Here is a 7647-nt window from a genome sequence, read left to right on the forward strand (position 1 = left end):
GTTCAGTTTTCAAAGAACTTTTCCGCCGCTTCAGAAGCGACTTCATCATATTAACATCTTCATTTTTCGATGTCAACTAAGTTTTAAAATTTCTTTTTGTCGTTTTCTGCGTTTCTGCATCAGCGACGTTTATTAATATACCATCATGATTTTGAAATAACAAGTGTTTTTTTAAAAAAAACACAAAAAAATATCCACTCTACTTTCTTCTATATAAAGACACCTCAGCCCCTCTACGGAAAACCACTATTTAAATTGTATATCAATACACTCTAATTAACCAAACTCTATTTCATAATCCCTTCCTAGATTTTCATTCTCTTCTATATTAAAACCCTGATCATTTTCCTCTCTATAATCAATCCACACTAAAAAATAGATTCACCTCTTCAATTAGCATGTTTACTTCCTAATAAAGTGAATAAGCTGATTTTTGGTTTAGTTCCTCCACACAAACTATTAGTTGAACGAATCAGTTGTTTACAAGCAGCTCGACTCCAACTGAATTTTAAGGCAAGAACCTTATCGCCCAGCCAATAGCGGAATACATAACGAAATTCCAACAAAAACACTAACTCAATATTATTGTTAGAATTTTTTTACATTTAATTAATGAAAAATATCCATTTTTTGTTATATAGTAAGAAAGGACGTACTCAACTATAAATAAACCAATGGAGGAATCACTTTATGGATAGGTTAACGAAGTTTTCATTAAAAAACCGCGCCGCTGTTATCATCATGGTTTTTCTCGTTTCCATACTTGGCGTTTATTCCGGCTCTAAATTACCTATGGAATTTTTACCTAGCATCGATAATCCCGCGGTCACTGTCACAACCTTATCTCCAGGACTCGACGCTGAAGCAATGACGCAAGAAGTAACTGACCCCCTCGAAAAACAATTTCGGAATTTAGAACATGTCGACACCGTCACCTCTTCTACGCATGAAGGATTATCGCGCATCGATATCGCGTATACATCAAAAGCAAATATGAAAGATGCAGCACGCGAAGTTGAAAAAGTCATTAATACAATTAAATTACCTAAAGATGCAACGAAACCCGTAGTGAGCCAGTTAAATACTTCTATGATTCCACTCGCTCAAATTGCGATCCAAAAGCAAAACGGATTTTCAAAAGCAGATGAAAAACAAATCGAAAAAGAAATCGTACCACAGCTTGAAAGCATTGACGGTGTTGCCAACGTTATGTTTTTCGGAAAATCAGCTTCTGAATTATCTATCATACTAGATCCAAACCAATTAAAAGATAAAAATATAACAACCGAGCAAATATTAAAAGTTTTACAAGGAAAAGAAACGTCCACTCCAGCTGGAGCCATTACCGTTAATAAAGAAGAATATAACCTTCGCGTCATTGGGGATATAAAAAATGTAGATGATATTAAAAACATTACCGTTGCACCTCAAATAAAATTGCAAGATGTTGCTCAAATTGAACTTAAACAACACTACGATACAATCTCACATATAAATGGAGAAGAAGGTACCGGATTAATCATCATGAAAGAGCCAAGTAAAAATGCAGTTGCAATCGGAAAAGAAATCGATAAAAAAATCAAAGATATAAGTAAACAATATAAAGATCAGTTTTCCATTAAACTTTTAGCATCAACTCATGAGCAAGTTGAAAATGCTGTTACTAGTATGGGAAAAGAAGTAATCCTTGGTGCAATTGCTGCAACTCTAATTATCTTAATCTTTTTACGCAACTTCCGAACAACACTCATCGCTGTTGTCAGTATTCCATTATCTATTTTATTAACACTCTTTTTACTACACCAATCTAACATCACACTTAACACACTAACTCTTGGTGGTTTAGCTGTTGCAGTTGGACGTCTCGTCGATGATAGCATCGTTGTCATTGAGAATATTTTCCGTCGTTTACAAAAAGAATCTTTCTCTAAAGGTATTATTCTCGATGCAACGAAAGAGGTCGCCGTCGCAATTACTTCTTCTACTTTAACAACGGTTGCTGTTTTCTTACCTATCGGTCTCGTATCAGGGGTAATCGGAAAATTAATGTTACCTATGGTATTAGCAGTTGTATATTCTATATTATCCTCTTTAATCGTCGCACTAACAGTTGTTCCACTTATGGCTTTTTTACTACTCAAAAAAACAAAGCACAGAAAGCCAAGTTCTTCACCACGATATATCGCTACATTAAAGTGGGCTCTTTCGCATAAATTCATTATTCTACTTACTTCTTTTTTATTATTCGCAGGATCAATTGCAACCTATGTATTACTACCGAAAGCGAACATAAAATCTGAAGACGACACAATGTTATCTATTAACATGACTTTCCCAGCTGATTACGCTCCTGAAACACAAAAACAAAAAGCCTTTGATTTCGAAAAGAGGCTACTTTCTAATTCGGACGTAACGGATGTTATTTTACGAATAGGATCTAGCGCAGAAGATGCACAATGGGGGCAAACGACAAAAAATAATCTCGCAAGTATATTGGTAGTCTTCAAAAAAGGTTCTGATATCGATCAATATATTAAAGAGTTAAAAAAAGAACAGAAAACTTTTGAGCCCGCTGAACTTGATTATATAAAAATGAGTTATTCAAGCTCTGGCGGCGGCAACAATTTGCAATTTAACGTAACAGCCACTAACGAAACGAATTTAAAAGAGGCTGCTACTATCGTAGAAACAAAACTAAAAGATATAAGTGCTCTCTCTAAAGTAAAAACGAATTTAGAAGAATCTAAGAAAGAATGGCAAATTCACGTCGATCAAACAAAGGCCGAACAACTAGGATTAACTCCAGAATTAGCAGCACAACAAGTAGCATTCCTTATGAAGAAATCACCTATTGGTGAAGTTTCAATCGATAATGAAAAAACTACTATTATGATAGAACACAAAAAAGAAAACATCACTAAACGCGAAGATATTTTAAATACAAACATACTATCACCTATTAATGGACCAATTTCTTTAAAAGACATTGCAACGATTTCAGAAAAGCAACTTCAAACAGAGGTCTTCCATAAAGATGGGAAAGAAACGATTCAGATTACTGCCGAGGCATCAAATGAAGATTTAAGTAAAGTGAGCGCAGAGGTAAACGAAACGATAGCTAACTTAGATTTACCTAGCGGTGCAAAAGTAACTATTGCAGGCGCAACTGAATCTATGCAAGAGAACTTTACAGATTTATTCAAAATTATGGGGATTGCGATCGGGATTGTATATTTAATTATGGTTATCACCTTTGGACAGGCGCGCGCTCCTTTTGCAATTCTATTCTCCTTACCACTAGCTGCTGTTGGCGGTATTTTAGGATTAATCATTTCAGGAACACCCGTTGATGTAAATTCCTTGATCGGCGCATTAATGTTAATCGGGATTGTCGTTACAAACGCTATTGTATTAGTAGAAAGAGTGCAACAAAATCGGGAACACGGAATGGAAACAAGAGAAGCCTTACTAGAAGCGGGATCTACTAGATTACGTCCAATTATTATGACAGCTATAACAACAATCGTTGCTATGCTTCCTCTTCTATTTGGTCAATCGCAAGCCGGAAGCATGGTATCAAAAAGTCTTGCCGTCGTTGTTATTGGTGGTTTAGCAGTCTCAACCGTTCTGACATTAGTAGTCGTTCCAGTTATGTATGAACTATTAGATAAAATCGGAAGAAAAAGACGCTCTCGTAGAAAAATAAGCACTTCTACAGAAACAACTGATATTTAAAAGAAAAGCGTTATCTTCATTCATGAAGATAACGCTTTTTCTCTATCTAATCATAGAATCCATCATTTTTTCCACATACCGCTCTAGAGGTTTACTAGAATCCACAATAAGATATTCACTATTTAAAGGTCTTTTACTACCATCTAACCACTTTTTAAAAGCTACCTCCGAATCCACTCGTCCAATCTGACTGACCATACGCTTACTTGTTTGCAGCCTATTATTAATCTCTTCCATATCATTAAGATAGCATTCGATATATTTATATTTTACACCATGTTTATTAGACAGCTTCATTCCCTTTTCAACCATCCCATCATATAAAGTGAAACTTTAATCAGCAGGGGTTGTCCATCCCCCACTGATTATTAGTTGAACCAATCGGGCTTTTACGGGCAGTTGATCCCCCACCTAACTTCTTTGCTTTCGCTGAATTTTGAGGTGGGATCTTACTGCCCGTTAAATGCGGGATAAACATGGACTATCCAATATCACACTATGCCCTTGGTCTAAATAAGAATCAATCAAAACCCATTCAACATCGTATGATACTCCTCCAACAACCGTCGATTCAATCCCTTTCATTTCTAACGATTGTAACAATGCCGATTTCAAAACGTCATGATCTACAATTACAGCACCTGTTAACTTCGCTATATACTTAGAAACTGTCGATTTTCCCGATCCAGGAAATCCTGACATTTGCAGAAAAAACAAATTAACTTCCCCCTCTCATCCGCACTATTCATCTATATAATCAATTACAAATTCAATACTCCTTACATCCATTCCTTCTATATTAAAATACAAAAAGAACTCCCTACTTATAAATAGAGAGTTCCTCTTTGTATTTTATGCCGCTTTTACTTTCTTCGTCGTTTTACTTTTTCTTTTCGTTCCTGTAAAACGTTTGTGCAATACAGATGCTACTAAGCGTGAAATAACATTGAATAGTAACACCATAATAATTAATACAGCTGCAGATTTTGTCGCAATCAATTTCGCATCCGGAATAACCCCTTCGGAATTTAACTTCCAAATATGAACCGCTAATGTTTCAGCTGGTCTAAATGGATTTAAAGGATGCGCAGGACTTGAGAAGTCCGCTGCTGAATTTAAAATCGGGGATGTTAAACCTGCTGTGTAAATCAACGCTGCTGCTTCACCAAATATACGACCGGCCGCTAAAATAATACCTGTAATAATTTGCGGTAATGACGACGGAATAATAATACGAGCGATTGTTTGCCACTTCGTTGCACCCAATCCAAGACTTGCCTCTTTTACATTATGAGGAACTTCTGAAATCGCATTTTCACAAACACGCGTTAAACCCGGTAAGTTTAAAATAGTTAAAGCAAGAGCACCACCCATTACTGTGTATCCCCAGCCTGTCATTGTAACGAACACTAACAAACCGAATAAACCAACAACAATAGAAGGTAAAGACGCCATTGTCTCAATACACAAACGAACAAAATTTAAAAAACGCCCTTGTTTTGCATACTCTGCTAAATATATTCCAGCACCTAACCCAAGAGGAATAGATATAACAAGCGTTATAACAAGCATGTAGAAGGAGTTGAATAACTGCGGACCAATCCCACCACCAGCTCTTGTATTACTTGGTTCTCCAAACAAGAAATTAGGATCCCAAAATCCCCATCCCTTTTGCAGAATTTCAAACACTAAGAATACTAGCAGAGCTACAACTAAAGCTGCAACTGCATAAAAGACACCTGTCCAAACTTTATTTACCGTTCTTGCATTCATTATTATCGCTCACCTCTTTGCCCAATCGCTCGAATTACTAAAATAAACAGGAATGAAATAACAAGTAAAATCATCGCTAAAGTCCATAGCGCATTGTTCCAAGCAGTTCCGTTCAATGTATTTGTCATGTCCATTGTCAAAATACCAGTTAACGTTGCTGTCGGACTATATATTCCTTCTGGTAATTTAATTGTGTTCCCGATTACCATTTGAACCGCTAATGCTTCACCAAAAGCACGCGCTAAACCTAAAACAACACCTGTTAAAATCCCTTTTTTCGCAGCAGGAACAATCACTCGGCTAACCGCTTGCCATTTCGTTGATCCTAGACCATAAGAAGCTTCTAAATAATCAAACGGAACAGAGCGTATTGCATCAGAAGCGATACTAGCAATAGTAGGTAAAATCATAATACTTAATACAACAATACCTGCAATTAAACTAAAGCCCACTCCCCCGAACGAATCACGTAATAGTGGCACTAAAATTGTAACCCCTAATAATCCGTATACAACCGAAGGAATACCAACTAATAATTCTAAAACAGGCTTCAATACTTTATTTCCAAACTTCGGCGAAATTAAATTCATGAATATAGCAAGAGCTATAGCAATTGGCGCACTAATAATAACCGCACCTAACGAAACAACTGTTGAACCTACAATGAAAATCAAAGCCCCAAAGGTTCCTTCGTCAGCATTTGGATTCCATTTTGTCGATGTTAACATCTCAGTAAATGAAATACCGCTTTGTGTAAAAGATTGAATACCTTTACCGCAAATAAACGCAATAATAGCTAATGTAATTAAAACAATAAAAATACCACAAAACGTAACAAGCGATCTTCCTATATATTCACTTTTCACGTAATTAATTTGTTTTTTCCCCTTCATCACAGGTCAGACCCCACTTCATAGATTGAAATGAACAGGACTGGCCTTGCAGCCAGCCCCATAAACTTTATTACTTATTTAATTTAGACATTGGGATATAACCCATATCTTCTACTTGCTTTTCAAAGTCTTTACCTTTTACATAATCAATGTAAGCTTTCGTTGCTTCTTTCGCTTCACCTTTTGTTACCATGTACTCGTAAGACCAGAATGGATATTTACCAGACGAAATGTTTTCAACTTTCGGTTCAGCACCATCAATTTTCACTGTTTGTAGTGCACCTTTTTTGTCGCCAACCATGTAAGACATCGCTAAATAACTTACCGAACCTGGAGTAGAGTTAATCGCTTGCTCTACTGCACCGTTAGAATCTTGTGTTGTACCAGTTCCATCGTTAATCTTCGCATCTTTCATAACTGTCTTTTCAAATGTAGCACGTGTACCAGATGAAGCCGGACGGTTAATTACGTTGATTTTTTCATCTTTCCCGCCTACCTCTTTCCAGTTTGTTACTTTTCCAGTGAAGATATCTTGTACTTGTTGCACTGTTAAGTTATCAACTTTTACATCTTTATTTACGACAAGTGCGAATGCAATACCCGCAACCTTGTTATCTACTAATTCTTTCGCTTTTTCAGCATCTTTTATTTTATCTCCTGATGGAACATCTGAATTACCAATTTGTACTGCACCCGATGCTACTTGGTTAATCCCAGTTCCACTACCGCCACCTTGCACTTGAATAGAAACTTTTGAATTTTTCTCCATGAATTTCTTTCCAGCTTCCTCCGCAAGAGGTAGAAGAGCTGTAGAACCAGCTGCTGCAATCGTACCTGATAATTCTTGTTTTGTATTATCGCTTCCTTTAGCAGTTTCTTTACTAGCTGTATCATCTGCTTTCCCACATCCAACTAACGCTCCTGCCACCACTAAAGCCGCTAAAGAAAATTTAATACCTTTTTTCATAACCATGTCTTGTACCCCCATTTGGATTATCACTTTTCGAATTCATTTTCTTTCGAACACAAATTCATTGTAGGACAACAATATTATGTGAGTGTTAAGCAATTTTTAATTTTAAGTAAATGACGATAATAACCTTTAAAAGCTAGGAATCCCAAGATTTATAGTTAAAAACCCCAACAAAACCCACACTAATTAAGTTGTAATGTAAATTTATTCTTAACAATGTAAATTAAATGTAAATGTTTTTCACTCTTTTCCCCTTCTGATTAAAAATACATT

4 protein-coding genes and 2 pseudogenes are annotated in these 7647 nt (G+C 36.2%); 1 reads left to right on the forward strand and 5 read right to left on the reverse strand.

Annotation, left to right across the window (positions count from 1 at the left end; translation table 11 throughout):
• The first annotated feature begins 690 nt into the window (after positions 1–690).
• Positions 691–3735, forward strand: coding sequence for an efflux RND transporter permease subunit (locus tag KI369_RS11830; protein ID WP_212956060.1), 3045 nt, complete (start codon positions 691–693; stop codon positions 3733–3735).
• Between the two features lie 42 nt (positions 3736–3777).
• On the opposite strand, the pseudogene KI369_RS11835 reads toward KI369_RS11830, so the two are convergent.
• From KI369_RS11835 to KI369_RS11855, 5 genes and pseudogenes are all read right to left on the reverse strand, one after another.
• A pseudogene (locus KI369_RS11835) lies at positions 3778–4059 on the reverse strand (AAA family ATPase); the annotation flags it as partial.
• 150 nt (positions 4060–4209) lie between these two features.
• Positions 4210–4452 (reverse strand): annotated as a pseudogene (locus KI369_RS11840) (P-loop nucleotide/nucleoside kinase family protein); the annotation flags it as partial.
• A 135-nt stretch (positions 4453–4587) separates the two neighbouring features.
• Positions 4588–5508 carry a phosphate ABC transporter permease PstA gene (pstA, locus tag KI369_RS11845; protein ID WP_212956061.1) on the reverse strand — a complete coding sequence of 307 codons (921 nt, stop codon included), beginning with the start codon at positions 5506–5508 and terminating at the stop codon, positions 4588–4590.
• Positions 5509–5510: 2 nt separating this feature from the next.
• Positions 5511–6401 carry a phosphate ABC transporter permease subunit PstC gene (gene pstC, locus KI369_RS11850; RefSeq protein ID WP_000676675.1) on the reverse strand — a complete coding sequence of 297 codons (891 nt, stop codon included), beginning with the start codon at positions 6399–6401 and terminating at the stop codon, positions 5511–5513.
• Between the two features lie 70 nt (positions 6402–6471).
• Positions 6472–7374, reverse strand: a complete 903-nt coding sequence (locus tag KI369_RS11855; RefSeq protein WP_212956062.1) for a phosphate ABC transporter substrate-binding protein PstS family protein — start codon at positions 7372–7374, stop codon at positions 6472–6474.
• Between the last annotated feature and the right edge of the window lie 273 nt (positions 7375–7647).

Origin of the sequence: Bacillus sanguinis (assembly GCF_018332475.1) — a bacterium.
Lineage (GTDB): Bacteria > Bacillota > Bacilli > Bacillales > Bacillaceae_G > Bacillus_A > Bacillus_A sanguinis.